The 15057-nt window shown below is 36.9% G+C and carries 15 protein-coding genes and 1 other RNA gene; 7 read left to right on the top strand and 9 right to left on the bottom strand.

What is annotated here, in order from left to right:
* Positions 1–57: 57 nt before the first annotated feature.
* Positions 58–1371 (bottom strand): DKNYY domain-containing protein, encoded by a 1314-nt coding sequence (locus tag OW492_RS04720; RefSeq protein ID WP_290038781.1) that lies wholly within the window; start codon positions 1369–1371, stop codon positions 58–60.
* Between the two features lie 475 nt (positions 1372–1846).
* Between OW492_RS04720 and OW492_RS04715 the strand changes: the two genes are divergently transcribed.
* From OW492_RS04715 to OW492_RS04700, 4 genes are all read left to right on the top strand, one after another.
* Complete coding sequence (locus OW492_RS04715) at positions 1847–3433, top strand: EAL domain-containing protein (protein ID WP_290038780.1); 1587 nt, start codon at positions 1847–1849, stop codon at positions 3431–3433.
* 23 nt (positions 3434–3456) lie between these two features.
* Positions 3457–3921 carry a GNAT family N-acetyltransferase gene (locus tag OW492_RS04710; RefSeq protein WP_290038779.1) on the top strand — a complete coding sequence of 155 codons (465 nt, stop codon included), beginning with the start codon at positions 3457–3459 and terminating at the stop codon, positions 3919–3921.
* A gap of 92 nt (positions 3922–4013) precedes the next feature.
* Complete coding sequence (locus OW492_RS04705) at positions 4014–4298, top strand: SelT/SelW/SelH family protein (RefSeq protein ID WP_290038778.1); 285 nt, start codon at positions 4014–4016, stop codon at positions 4296–4298.
* Positions 4299–4317: 19 nt separating this feature from the next.
* Positions 4318–4653: an antibiotic biosynthesis monooxygenase gene (locus tag OW492_RS04700; protein ID WP_290038777.1), complete on the top strand. Its 336-nt coding sequence runs from the start codon at positions 4318–4320 to the stop codon at positions 4651–4653.
* A gap of 2 nt (positions 4654–4655) precedes the next feature.
* On the opposite strand, the gene OW492_RS04695 is transcribed toward OW492_RS04700, so the two are convergent.
* Positions 4656–5129: a MarR family transcriptional regulator gene (locus tag OW492_RS04695; RefSeq protein ID WP_290038776.1), complete on the bottom strand. Its 474-nt coding sequence runs from the start codon at positions 5127–5129 to the stop codon at positions 4656–4658.
* A 122-nt stretch (positions 5130–5251) separates the two neighbouring features.
* Between OW492_RS04695 and OW492_RS04690 the strand changes: the two genes are divergently transcribed.
* Positions 5252–5680, top strand: a complete 429-nt coding sequence (locus OW492_RS04690; protein WP_290038775.1) for an organic hydroperoxide resistance protein — start codon at positions 5252–5254, stop codon at positions 5678–5680.
* 84 nt (positions 5681–5764) lie between these two features.
* Here the strand turns inward: OW492_RS04690 and OW492_RS04685 are convergent, their stop codons facing one another.
* A complete protein-coding gene (locus OW492_RS04685; RefSeq protein ID WP_290038774.1) occupies positions 5765–6967 on the bottom strand; it encodes an MFS transporter in 1203 nt (400 codons plus the stop codon).
* A 131-nt stretch (positions 6968–7098) separates the two neighbouring features.
* On the opposite strand from OW492_RS04685, the gene OW492_RS04680 reads away from it, so the two are divergent.
* Complete coding sequence (locus OW492_RS04680; protein ID WP_290038773.1) at positions 7099–7983, top strand: LysR family transcriptional regulator; 885 nt, start codon at positions 7099–7101, stop codon at positions 7981–7983.
* A gap of 52 nt (positions 7984–8035) precedes the next feature.
* Here the strand turns inward: OW492_RS04680 and OW492_RS04675 are convergent, their stop codons facing one another.
* From OW492_RS04675 to OW492_RS04650, 6 genes are all read right to left on the bottom strand, one after another.
* A complete protein-coding gene (locus OW492_RS04675; RefSeq protein WP_354669215.1) occupies positions 8036–10114 on the bottom strand; it encodes a methyl-accepting chemotaxis protein in 2079 nt (692 codons plus the stop codon).
* A 323-nt stretch (positions 10115–10437) separates the two neighbouring features.
* The gene (serA, locus tag OW492_RS04670) at positions 10438–11667 is read right to left on the bottom strand and encodes a phosphoglycerate dehydrogenase (protein ID WP_290038772.1); all 1230 of its coding nucleotides are present in this window, start codon (positions 11665–11667) and stop codon (positions 10438–10440) included.
* A 206-nt stretch (positions 11668–11873) separates the two neighbouring features.
* Positions 11874–12530, bottom strand: a complete 657-nt coding sequence (rpiA, locus tag OW492_RS04665; RefSeq protein WP_290038771.1) for a ribose-5-phosphate isomerase RpiA — start codon at positions 12528–12530, stop codon at positions 11874–11876.
* Between the two features lie 115 nt (positions 12531–12645).
* Positions 12646–13296: a 5-formyltetrahydrofolate cyclo-ligase gene (locus tag OW492_RS04660; RefSeq protein ID WP_290038770.1), complete on the bottom strand. Its 651-nt coding sequence runs from the start codon at positions 13294–13296 to the stop codon at positions 12646–12648.
* 178 nt (positions 13297–13474) lie between these two features.
* A non-coding RNA gene (gene ssrS / locus OW492_RS04655) (6S RNA) lies at positions 13475–13658 on the bottom strand.
* 352 nt (positions 13659–14010) lie between these two features.
* A complete protein-coding gene (locus tag OW492_RS04650) occupies positions 14011–14313 on the bottom strand; it encodes a cell division protein ZapA (protein WP_290038769.1) in 303 nt (100 codons plus the stop codon).
* A 172-nt stretch (positions 14314–14485) separates the two neighbouring features.
* On the opposite strand from OW492_RS04650, the gene OW492_RS04645 reads away from it, so the two are divergent.
* Positions 14486–15055: a UPF0149 family protein gene (locus tag OW492_RS04645; protein ID WP_290038768.1), complete on the top strand. Its 570-nt coding sequence runs from the start codon at positions 14486–14488 to the stop codon at positions 15053–15055.
* Positions 15056–15057 lie beyond the last annotated feature (2 nt).

Genomic DNA, 15057 nt, shown 5'->3' with positions numbered 1-15057 from the left:
ACTTGATTACTTAACAAGTTAAGGTTCAGTTGTTGGTGCTAGTGGTTATTATCTCTATTAATAGTCAGATACTTTTAATCTGTATTCACCTGCTTCATTTTCATCTGCATATAAGTTGTCTTGATACTCAAAGTTTGAAGGCGTTATACCTACGACTTTGTGTTCACTCCAGTACACATGATTTGCATCTTTTGAGAAACGATCTGAAATCACGCTAAAGGTATCTGGGTCTGCTCCACTAATAGGTTCGTTATAATAAAAGATTCGATTACCTATTCTAGTAAATGTTTTTTGATCAGGATTAAGTACGACTACATCACTAGGTTTAATCCCCTCTAGCTTATTATTTCTGGTGTAGACTTCATCATTATACGCATAGAACTCGTAGGTGATGTCTCTAACTTCTTCACTAGGCACCATGATAACCGTTGTCGAGGTTAGATGAAGAGCTCTCCACTCCCAGTTTTTTTGAAGTTGATTAGCTTCAGAACGGCCCACATCGGATGCTTTTCTATTGTTAATAATATAGCCATTATAATAAAGATGTTTTTGATCTTTTGAGATGGCGTCATTTAATACTTTAAACGTATTAGGGTCACTCTCTGGAATAGGCGTGTTAAAATAATAAGCTTGGTTTTTATCTTTTCTATAATAAGGCGAAATAACAGTAAAACCTTCTGGTACCATGCCTTCTATTCTCTCTCCATTAGCATAAACACGGAGTGAATCTGTTGCATATTCATCATTAATTATTTCAAAGCTATTGGCATTTTCGCTAATGACTTCTCCATGGTAAAGAATTTGCTCACCATGCTTAATGTATTGCTCATTAGCTTTATTGATTGCAGAAGGCATTGCTTTGAGTGGCATTTTGATATCTTTGTAATAGTAAAGGTAATGTTTATCCATGCTATACAAACCATGAAGGTAAGTGAAACTGTCCAAATCAGCTCCTGTAATGACTTCTCCATGACATAATACTTTTCCTCCACTAATCAGGTAGCCTGAATCGACGCTACTTGTGTTTAACCCTGATTTTACTTTTACTATCGGCTCTGGTTTTACTCCAACAAGAGGCTTCCCATCGTAATAGAGGTGCTCACTGTCTTTTGCATATGAGTTATCTATGGCTTTAAAGGTGCTTGGGTCTGCTCCTTCAATTTTTACTTCGCCTATTTGGAAAAAATTGCCATTCCTTACATACACAACTTGACCGTCTTGGAAGTAATATTGATTGCTCTTGCTATTATCTACAGCACTAGCATTATGCGTGCTAGGGCTGCTAACGTAAAAAGCAAAAATAGCAGCTACTAACGCATAAATTACAAATATGATTAAAAATACGATCCCAATCCACATCAGAATTTTCATAGGTATATCCTGCAAGTTATTAATTATATTAAGGTTTAAAATAACACAGTCATAAAAAATTGACATTAAATCATTGGATTATGATATCTTTTAGGAGGATAAATCCTGATTACTTGGTTTTTAAAGGCCGCTATTCATTGTTTAAAGGGTAGCTTGTGAATTCTTTTTTTAATCACTTTTTGAATAGTTCGATGTAAAGAGCGCTTAAATAATTAACAGGTATAATGTTTTTTGGATACTACTTAACAGTATTAATCTACTCAACGTATTAAGTTAAGAGTTAATAACAGCTATTTTTATTCAATAGTGATATGTTTATTGATAAATAATTCACCAATATGCTATTTTAGCTGGAGATTTTAGAGTTTTTCTTTAATTTCATCATATTAAGTAACGCTCTCAGCTACACTTATAAGACGAACTATTTATTGTCAGTCCTTATTATTCTTTATGGATTTTAGATGAGGGGTTTTATTTGAACGAATTCTTTATTGCAATCATTCTTGCTGGCACATTTCTATTATTAGCTAGTCTTGTTAATACACTGCGAATTTGTAGAAAAACATCGCGTGCCGCCTGGTATATTCTTTTCTATTTCATTGTTTTATTTATTGCCGGCTATCTCGGTATCCTCTATTACTTTATATCTTACCCGTTAGATTCTATGTTGGTGTCGATCGTTGCTTGTATTCTATTTGGTGGCGGCGCATTTGTGTTTTTGGTGATTAGGTTAAGCTTTGCTAGTTTACTAAAGGTTGAGAAGGCGGTAGAAGTACAGCGCTATCAAGCTGAGCATGATGCATTAACCGGTTTACCAAATCGTAAAATGTTCTTTGGCATTTTATCTAAAACGATTGAAGCAAAAACGCCATGTACTGTACTGTTTATTGATTTAAATGATTTTAAACAGGTTAATGATTCTTTTGGTCATCACTTCGGAGACCAACTGTTAATAGCTACTGCACAAGGCATACAAAGTCACTTAAGCAATTATGCATCGCTTTATCGTTTAGGAGGAGATGAGTTTGCTGTTTTATCAACTTTTCAACATGCTAATGGTTTACAACAATGTATTGAATTAATTACCAGAGCCGCCAATTCGCCGGTGGAGATTGATGAACAATTCATTAATGTGCGTTTAAGCATTGGAGTGAGCCATTTTCCGCAAGACAGTGAAGATATGCATGAATTGGTAAGGCTTGCTGATTTGGCTATGTACGAAGCCAAAAATAACAATCAAACACTAGTTTTTTACCATGATAAGCTGAGTCAAAAAGAAAGTAATTTTTTATTGATGACGAATAGGATTCAAACTGCAATTGAGCAGGGTGAGTTTATGTTGTTTTATCAGCCAATTGTTTGTGCAAAAAGTGGTGAGGAACATGGTTTGGAAGCCCTAATTCGTTGGCCACAACCTGATGGTAGTTATCTTTCTCCTGAGTATTTTATAAAGATTGCAGAGCGCAGTACACTTATTTTGTCTTTGACCAAGTGGGTTATCATTGAAGCGCTTAATAACTTGAGTAACCTTTATGAGGCTGGCTTTAAAGGTATGCTGCATATTAATTTATCTGCGCAAGACTTAAAAAGTAATGAGTTTTTTAAATATATTTGCTCGTTGCATGAACAAGATCCATCAATTAGCAATACCATTATTTTTGAAATAACGGAAAGTGCTATGATGACTGACATTAAAGGCGCTAGAGAGATGATTTTAGCGCTCAACAAAAAAGGTTTTCAATTCAGTATTGATGATTTTGGCACTGGCTTTTCATCGTTATCGTTATTGAGAGAGCTGCCTATTACACAGATTAAAATAGATCGTTCTTTCGTCAATGATATGCTGACGCAAAAAGCAGATTATGCGATTGTGAATTCTATAATATTTTTAGCGGAGCAGTTATCTTGTAGTGTGGTTGCTGAAGGTGTAGAAAGTCATCAAATAGAGCAAGCATTGATTAGCTTAAATTGTGATTTTGTACAGGGTTTCTATTATAGCAGACCTTTGCCAATTGAAAGCTTGAGTATGAATATCAATCACTTTAAAAAAGCCATAAATTAATCTTGTTGGTAGGAGTTGTATTATTGGAAATAAAATTAGATGACTTATCGGGCAATGAGGTTGCTTTATTGTTGCAAGAGCATTTACAAGATATGCGAGCAACTTCACCACCAGAAAGTGTGCATGCTTTGGACTTAACTGGATTAAAAGATCCTTCTGTGCAATTTTGGACTATATGGGATGGGCAAGATTTAGCTGGGTGTGCCGCCCTTAAAAAGTTAGATGCTAACCAAGCCGAAATAAAGTCAATGAGGACGGCTAAAAACTTTAAACATCAAGGTGTTGCTTCGCAGTTACTGCAGTATATTATTACTCAGGCTAAAGGCTACAAGTATAAGAAATTAAGTCTTGAAACCGGTTCTATGGATTATTTTTTACCTGCACATGCTTTATATTTAAAACATGGTTTTACATTTTGTGAGCCATTCTCTGATTATCAGGAAGATCCTAATAGTAAATTCATGACATTAGATTTAACCCTCAATTAATCTCTTTTATTTAAAATCAAAGAGCAGCTGATATTTTAATTTTTAACTTGTAGACTAGTGTTTTAACGTTACTTGACAGAGTTTTAATCCTGATGAATAAAATAGAAATTAAATACTGTAAAAAATGTCGATGGTTAATGCGCTCTTCGTGGATGGCTCAAGAGTTATTAAGCTCCTTTGAAGATGAACTAGATGAAGTGTCTTTATTGCCTGGTGAAGGTGGTATTTTTGAAATGTATGCGAATGGTACGCTTATTTGGTCGCGTAAAGAGAAGGGTGGTTTTCCTGAAATCACGGAACTTAAGCAATTAGTGAGAAATATAATCGCACCTGAGAAAGACCTTGGCTGTATCGATCGTAAAAGCAATAAGACTTAATTAATAGGTTTGGAATAGTATGTCATTAATTGCTGATACACCAAAACCACCTTACTACGCGGTCATTTTCACCTCCACTCGTACTGAAGGTGATCATGGCTATGTAACGACTGCGGATCGCATGGTAGAACTTGCCTCACAACAATCTGGTTTTTTAGGTATCGAATCAGCTCGGGAAGAGGTGGGAATTACTGTCTCTTATTGGTCCGATTTAGCTTCCATTAAAAAGTGGAAAGAGAATGTTGAACATATAACGGCTCAAAAAATGGGACGCAAGTTGTGGTATGGTGAATTTAAGTTACGAATTAGTAAAGTAGAACGAGACTATGGCGGTGACCTTAAACCTAAACCATAGACTTAAGTACGCTGTTCGTTAATATCTAAACTATCCACTTCTTCGCTATTTAAGTCATGTACCACTAAGTCTAGTAAATGCATTAACTGCTCTGCTTGCGCGCTATCAATACTATTAAATTTACACTGTATTTGCTTTGGTATATCTGCGGCTTGGTGTTTGAGAGACTGACCTTGTGTTGTCAGTTGAATAAAGCGTTTACGTTTATCAGACTCATCTTTAATCACCATTAGTAATGCTTTGTCGGTCATTTTTTTTAGGATCTGCGTTAACGCACTGCCATCGATCGCTGTTTTTTCAATCAAAGCGGCAATAGTTATTTTATCCTCTTCCCATAATGCCATCATTACCACATACTGAGGGTAAGTGAGATTAATCTCATTTAAGAGTGTGCGATAAGTGCGAGCAATGCTATTAGATGCCATGTACAAACGGTGACATAATTGATTCTTTAATTGTAGTTGTTCAAATGACATGTCAGCTCCTTTTATCAAACATTTTAATTTGCATGCAAAATATTTGCAATTGCTATTTATTCTCGTTATTATTTTGCGTGCAAAATAAATAATTTTAATCAATGTCAACATTGGAGTTCATTATGAATGTATTACAAGAAGTCGCTTACACAGCTAACGCTACAGCAACTGGTGGTCGTGAAGGTATCGCTAAGTCAGATGACGGTCGTTTAGATGTTAAACTATCTACTCCTAAAAACTTAGGCGGCGATGATGGTCAAGGTACTAACCCTGAGCAACTATTTGGTGCTGGTTATGCAGCATGTTTCATCGGTGCGCTTAAGCACGTTGCTGGCGCTGAAAAAATCGCATTACCTAGCGATCTATACATCAACTCTGAAGTGTCTATTGGTCCAATTGAAGGTGGTTTTGGTATTGCTGTTAAATTATCTATCTCACTAGGTGATATGGATAAAGCGCAAGCTGAAGCATTAGTAGAAAAAGCTGATTTAGTATGCCCATACTCAAATGCAACACGTGGCAACATCGCTAAAGAACTAGTGATCATCTAACCATTTGTTTAATCAGTATTAATATTTAATATTGATTGATGATATCAAGGCCGTTCATAGTGCATATGAGCGGCCTTTTTTATACTAAGCTGAACGTATTAGTTGCTTGTGTTGCGCTTTGTATTTCACTTGGTATACCACTAATAATAATAAGCAGATAATTAATGCAATACTGGTACTGCCTAACACTCCTTGCCATCCCCACTGTTCATAAAATGGTGCAATGAAGAACACGCCTAAACTTGCTCCGCTGTAATAAAATAAGCTGTATAAGGCCTGTGCACTCCCTTTGCCTTTTTTTACTGAGCGACCAACAAGTGTACTTGCTTGTGCATGACAGAAGAAAAATCCAAAGGCCATTAATATCATGCCAAATGTCATCACCGAAAGATTTTGATGACTGAGTAATAGGTTCGCAGCCAACATAATAAAAATACCTGTAGCAACACCTGCGAGTTGTCCATAACGTTTACCAAATTTACCCGCTAATGATGCACTCATGGTGCCGCCCAAAAAGGTAACAAAGATTAAACTACGTAGGGCACTAGGTAATTCATAAGGTGCTGCTTCTAATACACTCATTAAGTAACTAAATAGATTAACAAAGCAGCCAAAGCCGAGACCAATAATAATATAGATAATCAATAGTTGCGGGGTCTGTATATGTTTCGCAAACATATACAGGCTTGGTTTTAATTGGAATTTTTGTTTGGTGAAATGACGTTGCTTTGGTAAAGCCAGGTATACGCCAATGAATAAAATAGCGGTGAGTATCGCCATACCAAAACCGGTTGCCTGCCAGCTGCCTAATAGATCCACAGATGCGCCACCGATTAAACGACTACTAATACCGCCAATGGTATTTGAAGCGATATAAAAGCCTACTGCAGATGGTAACCAGCTCTTTCTTAACTCGTCTCCTAATAACGGAATCGCAACAGCAGGGCATACTGATAATAGGGCGCCTTGAATAAAACGTAATGATAAGAATAGCGTGTAGTTTTCTACCATAGGGAGAATGAATGAAATACACAAACCTGCAATCATGCCTTTTAATAGAATAGGACCGCGTCCAATTGAGTCTGAAATACTGGCAAATATTAATAAACCTAAGCCCATACCTAATAAAGGAGCTGACATGGTTAAGTTAGCTGCTAGCAAGCTAATATTAAACTCATGTTGCAAGGTTGGAAGCAATGGTTGCATCCAGTAGATATTTGAAAATGTAACTACTGAGCATAGGCAAACAGCGATAACTAAACGATTGTAATGTGTGAATTTTTTCATGTTTTTAACAGGAGCCCCTTGTTGAATAGGCGCATAATAGCTGTCTAATTTAAATAAATAAATTCTGTTGTTTTTATGTTATCCATAGATATAATTTATGGGTGTTTAGATCAATTTATAAGGGTAAAAAAGTGGAATTTAGACAACTACAACACTTTGTTGCGATCGTGGAAACGGGGAGTATTTCTGCAGCTGCTCGTCACCTTTTTTTGGCGCAGCCGGCGATTAGTGCCAGCATTAAAAAACTCGAAAATGAGTTAAATATGCCTTTATTACATAGACGTGATCGTGGTGTGGCCTTAACTGAAGCTGGGGAAAAGTTCTTACAGCATGCTAAACAAATATTGCAGCAAGCTAATGATGCTAAGTTAGCGATGCAAGCGATAGAAGGGTTAGATCAAGGTGAGGCTGAGATTGGTGTTCCACCTATGTTAGGGTCTTACTTTTTACCTCCTTTACTGATGGCCTTTAAACATCAATACCCCGCATTAGGTTTGAATATTATTGATACAGGAACACGTAACATTCGTAAACGCTTGTTAGAAGGGGAGTTAGAGTTAGGGGTTGTTGCGGACCATGATTTACCCCCAGAGTTTGCAACTGGTAAACTGATGCGTGAAGAGATGGTTGTGTGTATGGCGGCTGATCACCCTTTAGCTGAGTTTGAAAAAATTGAATATGCTGACTTTTTAAAGCATGAATTAATACTGTTTGGTAAAGGTTATTATCATCACTCATTAATTGAAAGGATCAGTCAAAAAGAGAAAGCTAGCCCACAGATCGCTTTTACCAGTAACCTGCTACCCTTAATTAAGTCCATTATCCGTAAAGGCTATGCGATCTCTCCAATGTGGAAAGTTGCAATTCAAGATGATGATGAAATTATTACTCGCCCTTTTGTAGAGCCTTTCTGTATTGACCTTAGCTTGGCATGGCGAAAAGACAGCTATTTGTCTCGAGCAAATCAGGTATTTCGAGATTTTATCTTAGAAGAGGTTAAAAGTAAGGGGCTGTAGTAATGAGGCCCCTATTATTAAGGTGCCTCGCTAGCTTATTGATAGTTTTTGTTTATTGTAATTTAAATTTCTTAACTAACAAATCCAGTTGATTGTTCGCTGAAGCTAGTTTTTCAGTGCTATCTAGTGTTTCTTCACCATTCATTTTCAGTTGTTGCACCATTTCATTGATAGTTGTCATGTTACAACTTACTTCTTCTGTAACAACACTTTGTTGCTCTGATGCTGTTGCTATTTGAGTACTCAAGTCATTGATATGAATTATGAAATTAGTCATGTTATCTAAGCTCTCTGTGACACGCGCTGTATTCTCTGCAGTTCGTTGACAGCTATTTCTAGTCACATCCATCGCCGCCACTGCATTTTCAGCATCATTGCTGAGTGTTGCAAGTATTTGGTTGATTTCACCTGTGCTAGTTTGTGTACGTGCTGCTAATGAACGTACTTCATCAGCTACGACAGCAAAACCTCGTCCTTGTTCTCCTGCTCTTGCTGCTTCTATTGCTGCATTTAAGGCTAACAGGTTAGTTTGATCTGCTATTTCACCAATTACACTTAATGCTTTAATTATTTCTTGGGTATTGTTACTCATTGTATTAATACTTGCTGAAGCCGAGTCCACCTCGTCAACTAATGCAATAACACTATTTGAAGCCTCTGTTACAATTTGTTTTGATAGTATGGCTTCATCATTAGCTTTTTGTGTATTGGTTGATGTATCTGCTGCATTTTGTGCAACACTCTCAGACGTACTACTCATTTCTGTAATAGCGCTTACCACTTGCTCTGTTTCACTTGCATGAGTGAGTAACGCGTTGTTTGACTTTATTGACTGCTCATTCAATTGTTCAGTTGTTGTTGTGATATTGGAAGACGCTTGGGATATATCAAGCATCATAGATTGTAGATAAATAATAAAGTTATTTACAGAGCGGCTGATATCACTTAATTCATCGTTATTGACAATAGTTATACGTGATGTCAAGTCTGCTTCACCAGTTGATAATGTATCAATACGATCTTTTAATATACGTAAATTTTTCATAATCGCAGTGATGATCCAAATAACTATCACAAATGATAAGAGGATTAACACACTTGCAGTCGTTATCATTGAAGTTACTTGCTCATCGAATATTTTCTCAGTGACTTCTGTTAAGCTATTTTGAACTTCAATAATATCATTTTCATATACACCTGTAACAATGGTCCATCCCCAATCTGGGAAGATATTACGAGAGTAGGTGATTTTGTTTTCATGTTGTTTTGTGGTTGGGTTTTCATAAACAACTTTCACCAATGCTTCGGTTTTGCCGTTAATGTTATCTGCAATTGATTTGGTACTGTCAGTCGCTGTACCTATGATTGATTTTTTAGGGTGAGCAATTATTTTTCCATTTTTATCTTGAATCCAAAAATATCCATTTTTTCCATATTTAGCAATGGTTACGGCGTGTAAAGCAGCTTCAATATTATGTGCTCGTAAAGTGCTGATATACTCTCCGCTGGCAATAACAAGGTTTAACGGCTCGAAATAAAAAGAAGCTGTAATTTTATCTTCTTGAGTATCTGTTGTTGGGTTGGTAAAGGCATACTCACTGAACCCTATCTCATTGTCTTTAGCGGCTTTTACAATATCCCGCACATAATATTTACCATCGCCACTGACTTTATTGTAGTCATTGTTGCCTATGTTTTTTAAATTACTACCATAAGCTTTTGCGATATAAGAAGAAGCATTATAAGCAAATAAATAACGACCATTACTCCAACGGTATTGATTTATAAAATTATAAATACTTGTCTCTGCTTCTGCTTTAGAGTTGCTATTTTGATAAATATTATCAAAAGTGGATCTAAATTCAGACATCTCTGCAGCTAAACCTTTTTTAATGTTCTCAATTTTAGAATCGTTATAAAAGTCAGTGATGGCATAAGTAATTGTATCTATTTGACCTTTAAGGTTATCGTTGAGCACTTCTGCAAGTTGGACTTGAACATTTTCTTTTTCTTTATCAAGTACGTAATTCTCTGTCTCGATAGAGGAGTAGATAAAAAATGCAGCCATAATTAATAACGGTGCGCATAGTGTTATCACAAGCTTTGTTTTGATGGTTAACTTTATGGACATTTATATTTCCTAATTTTAGGTATTGAATTCAGCTACAAAAATTATAGACCAGAATGAGGCGCACTCTATCACTAATTACCACTTTGGTGATATTTATCAATAATGAGCAGTATTCTGTAAAAAATACTTTAATTGTGGTGATTTACCTGAGGCTAAATTAATTTTTAAGTTATACAGAGATCAGAAGTAATAGGTATAACGGTGGTAGTGTTTGGGGGTAACTAGAGTGGGGAGTATTTATTTAAAACGTGATTGCTCGTTAAGTTTATTGCTTATACAAAAAAGGGACTCAGTGAGTCCCTTTCTAGAAGACTATTCGACGCTTAGTTTAATAAACGAGCGCGGATTGTACCTTCAATTTCTTTTAGTTTGTCTAATGCTGTATCAGCATCTTCACTGTTTACATCAATAACTACGTAACCAATGTTTTCATTAGTTTGTAAGTATTGAGCTGCAATGTTGATATCGTTATCAGCAAACGCCAAGTTGATCTTAGTTAAGATACCTGGTTGGTTACGGTGAATATGTAATAGACGACTTGCATTTTTGTGTACTGGTAAAGACACTTCAGGGAAGTTCTTAGAAGATAGCGTAGATCCGTTATCAGAGTACTTAACGAGTTTACCTGCTACTTCATAACCGATATTTTCTTGAGCTTCTTGCGTGCTGCCACCAACATGAGGCGTTAGGATCACGTTATCAAATTCACGTAGTGGAGATTCAAACTCTTCTGTATTTGATTTTGGCTCAGTTGGGAAAACATCAACCGCAGCACCCGCTAATTTCTTGCTGCGTAATGCATCACAAAGTGCTGGTATATCAACAACAGTACCACGCGCAGCATTCATGAAGATGGCACCATCTTTCATTTGTGCAAACTCTTTCGCGCCCATCATGTTTTTCGTTGAATCAACTTCTGGTACATGTAAGCTAACTACGTCTGATTTAGCCAGTAATTCTTGCATACTAGCAACTTGTGTTGCGTTACCTAGTGTTAATTTGTTTTCAATGTCATAGAAAGAAACATTAAAGCCTAAACCTTCAGCAAGGATACCAAACTGTGTACCGATATGACCGTAACCGATAATACCTAGATTTTTACCACGTGCTTCGTATGATGCAGTTGCAGACTTATCCCATTCACCACGGTGTGCTTTTGCGTTACGCTCTGGAACACCACGTAATAATAGTAATGCTTGACCTAATACTAATTCAGCAACACTACGTGTGTTAGAGAAAGGCGCGTTAAATACAGCAATACCTTTTGCTTGTGCTGCGTCTAAGTCCACTTGGTTAGTACCGATACAGAAACAACCGATAGCCACTAATTTTTCAGCTGCCGCTAATACTTTTGCATTTAAGTTAGAGCGCGAACGAATACCGATGAAATGCACATCTTTAATCTTTTCAATTAAATCTTCTTCACTTAATGAAGTTTTAATACTTTCAATGTTGGTGTAACCCGCATCAGTGAATGTTGCCACTGAGCTAGGGTGTAGACCTTCTAGTAGAAGAACTTTAATTTTATCTTTATTGAGTGAATACTTAGTCATTGTATTTCCTTGGGCCTTATTTAAAGGTGAATGGACAATTTTGCGAATAATTTTAGTGCGCGTAAAATAGCAAAAATAGTCGTCATTGTGAATCTGGGAGTGCTATTTCTTATATGATAAAATGAAACAACTTATTACTGACGATTGTTGTATTACGCTGGATTGACTCTCATCATATTGAATCGAGTTGAGAGTCAAACTTGCATTTATTTTAAGGTGTTAACACCGCTATCTGTACCAACAAGTACAACGTCAGCCGCGCGGTTTGCGAACAAGCCATTAGTGACTACACCCACGATTGAGTTGATTTTGTTTTCTAAGGTTAATGGCTCTGCAATTTTAAGATTATATACATCTAAAATGACATTGCCGTTATCTGTCACAACACCTTCACGGTAAACTGGGTCTCCACCTAATTTAACTAATTCACGAGCAACGTAGCTACGCGCCATTGGAATCACTTCAACTGGTAATGGGAAGTCGCCAAGGATATCGACGTTTTTAGTGTCATCGACAATACAGATAAATTTATCAGCAACGGCAGATACGATTTTTTCACGTGTTAATGCTGCACCGCCACCTTTAATCATGTGGTTGTATGGATTAATTTCATCTGCACCATCAACATAGATGCTCAACTCTGACACTTCATTTAGGTCGAACACTTCAATGCCAAAGCCTTTTAATTTTTCAGTGGACGCTTCTGAACTGGATACTGCACCAACAATGTTATTTTTGATTGTTGCTAATGCATCAATAAAATGATTAACCGTTGAACCTGTACCAACACCTACAATGGTGTCTTTTTCTACATATTCTAGGGCTGCATAAGCTGCTGCTTTTTTCTTGTCGTCTTGCGTCATGACTTTTAATCCTGTTCAGTGAGAGTGAGTCTTGAAAGTGGCGCGATTATACCCTTAATTACGCTGTTAATTTAAGCTAAATTTGTGAAAAATATTAAAATAAATGTGGGTATTATTATTTGTCTGAAAAATACAAATGTTGCTGTGGTGTGATTATTTCCGGTAAAGGTACATCCCAAGCTTCAATAGGCAGTTGTGTAACACATTGACAGTCGTGCGCTAGCCCAATTGGATAAGGTCCTGAGCGATTAGTGAACCAAGGTGTAAGTAAGCGATCATAATAGCCTCCACCCATTCCAATACGGTTGCCCTGTGTATCAAAAGCGACTAAGGGAGTGAAGACAATATCTAACTTATCAGCAGGAAAAATTTCAGGGTGTTCAGCAAGATTAGATAACTGCTCAGGCGAGTTGTTAAAGAGAGTGGCTAGCTTGGGTTCTTTGATGCCATAGCGGTTGATGATCATTTCGGTATTTGCTTGATACTCCAAAAAGAATAAATGCCCCTTTAGTGTTGGGTGCACCATGGGTAAATACACCTGTTTACCTTGCTGCCAACACCATTCAATGAACAAGCTTAAGTCTATTTCACCATCGTAAGCTAAGGTTACGGAAACATGCTTTGCTTGCATGATTCTAGGGTGATTAATCAAACGAGTTAATAAATTAGCAGAGGCTAATACTTGTTGTTCTTCGCTTAACGCTTGTCGTGCTTGGCGTACAGTTTGTCGAATTTGGTTGCGCTGTGAAGTAATAATGACCGTCACCAATAAGTTGTGATGTTAGTGTGCTAGGGGCAAATACTTTATCAAATATATAGTAATACGCACAACCAAATAGGCTCAATAAAAGCAATGATGTTGGGAATTTATTTAGAAGTGTTTTTACTGAATTGTAATGACTTAATCACTGCAATAAGAACAATGAAGAAATCATCTGAAAGTGAGTTAACCCAAGGGTACCGCTGTTGACTGTGACCTTGAACCCGAAGGTCAAGGTGGTGTATCAGTGCTTACCGCAGGTTTCTCGATACTAGCCGAGTTTACACAATAGTAATCAACCTAATTCACCAGGGTAATACTTATCGGCTCAGGGACTTAGTCAAGATTAACGGGTACCCGAGGGTTAAATAAACTGTACCTACTTTAATTCGCTTTTTAAAGGGTTTTTAAGAAAAAATGGGAAGTTTGTGACTGCTTGATGTTTTTTTACACATAATAATTACCATGCGAATGAATGGTGTTATTTTGTGTACAAAATTTGCTTGAAAAGTATATTCAGGAAAATGGTTTATGTTTCAATTCTTTGTCTTTCTTTTGGCATTTTGTGTTGAGCTGTATAAGAAAATTAAGCGAAATCGAGAGGGAATTTTTATAAATACCGAAACCGCTAATTTTTTTATTTAAGTGGTGTCGGTATGTTTTTTTAGAAAGGGGACAAAAAATCTAAATCAATAAGGCGGTGATTAAATCTGAGCTGAATTATTTTTCTGTTGTTGAGCGGGTATCCAATGCGCCATTAATCGCATCTTGTAATTGTTGAATGCGATTATTCAATTGGTCTGTCTGAGCTTGCATTTCTGCTTTGATAGTATTGAGTTGATGGCGATAATTTAATGCTGCCATCACAACCAATTGTTCATTACGCAGATGTCTCGTATTGCTTTTCATCTCTTTAAGATGCTCATCAACTTGAGCAACCGTCCCTAACAGGTTGTCTTGCTCACCGTCAGGGCAGCCGATTTTATACTGTTGGCCTAAAATAGTGATATCAAGATGTGCCATAATGCCCCCGTTAGATTGAGTAAATAAGGGAGTATTCTGTTTCCCTAAAAAAAATGTTGTATTATGCGCGAACTATATCGACCTAGCTATCAAGTTTCAAGTACTTACTGGCGACGAGATCTCGTGGATGATAGAATAAGTTAACTATATTTCGTTTATTATGAGTGTCGCTATGAATTCTGCTGTATTACCAAGTTTTGATAAAATTTCGCAAGCCCTTGAAGAGGCTGAGCTATTCACTAATGCAGCGGAGACCCATGGGGTGTTGTCTGGCTTTGTTTGTGGAGGGATCGCATTGGATAATAAAAGCTGGCAACCATTGTTTAATGACGTGGTGAATGAAGGCATGGCGCTATCTTCTTCTTTAAAAAAACTGATCGCAGAAATATATGCGGACGTAGTGAAACAATGTACAGATGATGGCTTAGGTTTTCACCTGCTTTTACCGAAAGATGATAAACCTTTAGATGAGCGCGCAGAAGCAATGGCGCAATGGGCTCAAGGTTTTTTAGTGGGTTTTGGTATGGTTCAGCAATCTTTAAATCAAGCCTCTGAAGATGTACAAGAAGTGATCCGTGATATTCGAGATATTTCTCAGCTATCTCTTGATTTTGAACAAGAAGATGAAGAGTCTGAAATTGCATTTACTGAAATTGTTGAGTACCTTCGAGTGAGCGCGATGTTATGTTTTAATACTTTTTCTCGTCAGACATCATCACCCGTTTCTAACACACTGCATTAATT

Origin of the sequence: Psychromonas sp. 14N.309.X.WAT.B.A12 (assembly GCF_030397575.1) — a bacterium.
GTDB lineage: Bacteria > Pseudomonadota > Gammaproteobacteria > Enterobacterales > Psychromonadaceae > Psychromonas.
This window is presented reverse-complemented; position numbering and strand designations above follow the sequence as displayed.

Bases quoted from the DNA above. Each gene is read 5' to 3' on its own strand.
- OW492_RS04720 (WP_290038781.1), bottom strand. From the start codon at position 1,371: ATGAAAATTCTGATGTGGATTGGGATCGTATTTTTAATCATATTTGTA.
- OW492_RS04705 (WP_290038778.1), top strand. From the start codon at position 4,014: ATGAATAAAATAGAAATTAAATACTGTAAAAAATGTCGATGGTTAATG.
- OW492_RS04700 (WP_290038777.1), top strand. From the start codon at position 4,318: ATGTCATTAATTGCTGATACACCAAAACCACCTTACTACGCGGTCATT.
- OW492_RS04695 (WP_290038776.1), bottom strand. From the start codon at position 5,129: ATGTCATTTGAACAACTACAATTAAAGAATCAATTATGTCACCGTTTG.
- OW492_RS04690 (WP_290038775.1), top strand. From the start codon at position 5,252: ATGAATGTATTACAAGAAGTCGCTTACACAGCTAACGCTACAGCAACT.
- OW492_RS04685 (WP_290038774.1), bottom strand. From the start codon at position 6,967: ATGAAAAAATTCACACATTACAATCGTTTAGTTATCGCTGTTTGCCTA.
- OW492_RS04675 (WP_354669215.1), bottom strand. From the start codon at position 10,114: ATGTCCATAAAGTTAACCATCAAAACAAAGCTTGTGATAACACTATGC.
- serA (WP_290038772.1), bottom strand. From the start codon at position 11,667: ATGACTAAGTATTCACTCAATAAAGATAAAATTAAAGTTCTTCTACTA.
- rpiA (WP_290038771.1), bottom strand. From the start codon at position 12,530: ATGACGCAAGACGACAAGAAAAAAGCAGCAGCTTATGCAGCCCTAGAA.
- OW492_RS04650 (WP_290038769.1), bottom strand. From the start codon at position 14,313: ATGGCACATCTTGATATCACTATTTTAGGCCAACAGTATAAAATCGGC.
- OW492_RS04645 (WP_290038768.1), top strand. From the start codon at position 14,486: ATGAATTCTGCTGTATTACCAAGTTTTGATAAAATTTCGCAAGCCCTT.